Origin of the sequence: Acinetobacter sp. SK-43 (assembly GCF_015351505.1) — a bacterium.
Classification (GTDB): domain Bacteria; phylum Pseudomonadota; class Gammaproteobacteria; order Pseudomonadales; family Moraxellaceae; genus Acinetobacter; species Acinetobacter junii.
Map to the genome: position 1 here is coordinate 1 of NZ_JADKPY010000023.1, position 1,809 is coordinate 1,809.

The 1,809-nt window shown below is 41.1% G+C and carries 1 protein-coding gene; it reads left to right on the plus strand.

The window, feature by feature from the left end; genetic code table 11:
- Nucleotides 1-1,809, plus strand: a 1,809-nt coding sequence (locus IRT38_RS05980; RefSeq protein WP_194597198.1) for a type I restriction endonuclease subunit R, incomplete at both ends; no start/stop codon positions are given.

A 1,809-nucleotide genomic window follows, 5' to 3' on the forward strand; every position in this document is an offset into this window, starting at 1 on the left:
TACATATAATGCTTTAAATATTATTTCTGACGGCTTAGAAGCGAAAGCAGGTACAATTTCTGCTGACTTTAGTCGATATATGGCTTGGAAAACAGCAAATGGTCAAACCAAAGCCAAAAAGACACAAGCACAACTCGAAGTACTGATTCAGGGCTTACTTAACCCTGTCACCTTGATTGATATGATTCGACATTTCATTGTGTTTGAGTCAAGCAAACAAGAAGATGCCAATGGTTTGATTACCGTTAAGACCATCAAAAAAATGGCTGCTTATCATCAATACTATGCAGTCAATGCCGCAGTCCTGTCTACAATCCGTGCATCCAATGCAAATACTGAATCTCAGTCAGCCGAAGTCGCTATTCATCAACAAGGTAGAAGCAAACAAGAACTGGTACAACAACAAGCCCTTGGTGATAAAAAAGCAGGTGTGGTTTGGCATACGCAAGGCTCAGGCAAATCGTTGTCTATGGTTTTCTATACAGGGAAAATTGTATTGGCACTCGACAATCCAACCGTTGTGGTCATTACGGATCGGAATGATTTAGATGATCAATTATTTGGTACCTTTGCAGGTGCAAGCCAACTTCTTCGACAAACACCTAAGCAAGCAAATAATCGAGATGAACTGAAAGAATTGCTCAAGGTTAGTTCAGGCGGTGTGATTTTTACCACCATTCAAAAGTTTCAACCTGAAGACGGTAGCAGTATTTACGAAGAATTATCCAATCGAACCAATATTGTTGTCATTGCTGATGAAGCGCACCGCTCACAGTATGGTTTCAATGCAAAAGAAGTCGATGTGAAGGATGATGATGGCAAGGTCGTGGGTAAGCGTACCGTATACGGCTTTGCCAAATATATGCGTGATGCATTACCAAACGCAACTTACCTAGGCTTTACAGGTACGCCTATTGAGAAAACGGATGTCAACACCCCTGCCGTTTTTGGTAATTATGTTGATATTTACGATATTTCACAGGCGGTTGAAGATGGCGCAACAGTTCGAATCTTCTATGAAAGCCGTTTAGCAAAAATTGCAATCAGCGATGAAGGTAAAGAACTGATTGAGCAATTTGATGATCAATTCACTGAAGATGATCTAAACCAAACTCAAAAAGAACGTGCTAAATGGGCCAGAGTCGAAGGGCTCATTGGTAGTAAAGAACGTATCAAAGCGATTGCAAAAGACATCGTTGAACATTTTGAGCAACGATTAGTCGCCAATGCCAATCAAGGTAAAGGCATGATCGTGAGCATGTCACGTCGAATTGCTGTTGATCTTTACAATGAAATTGTAGCAATCAAACCAGAGTGGCATAGTGATGACTTAAATGATGGTGTCATCAAAGTTGTGATGACCGCCAGTGCTTCGGATGGTGATGTGATTGCCAAACATCATACCACCAAGCAACAACGCCAAATCTTAGCCAATCGAATGAAAGATAATGACGACAAACTCAAACTCGTTATTGTTCGGGATATGTGGCTAACAGGCTTTGATGCTCCAAGTATGCATACATTGTATATCGATAAGCCAATGAAAGGTCATAACCTCATGCAAGCGATTGCACGAGTCAACCGAGTCTATAAAGATAAACTCGGCGGTTTAGTGGTCGATTATTTAGGGATTGCATCAGACCTCAAAGAGGCTTTGTCATTTTATTCAGATGCAGGCGGTAAAGGCGACCCTGCGCTAATACAAGATGAAGCAGCTACAATTTTGCAAGAAAAGTTAGAAGTCCTTGATGGAATGATGCATGGCTTCAATTATGCTGAGTACTTCACTGCAAATACTTCACGCAAGTT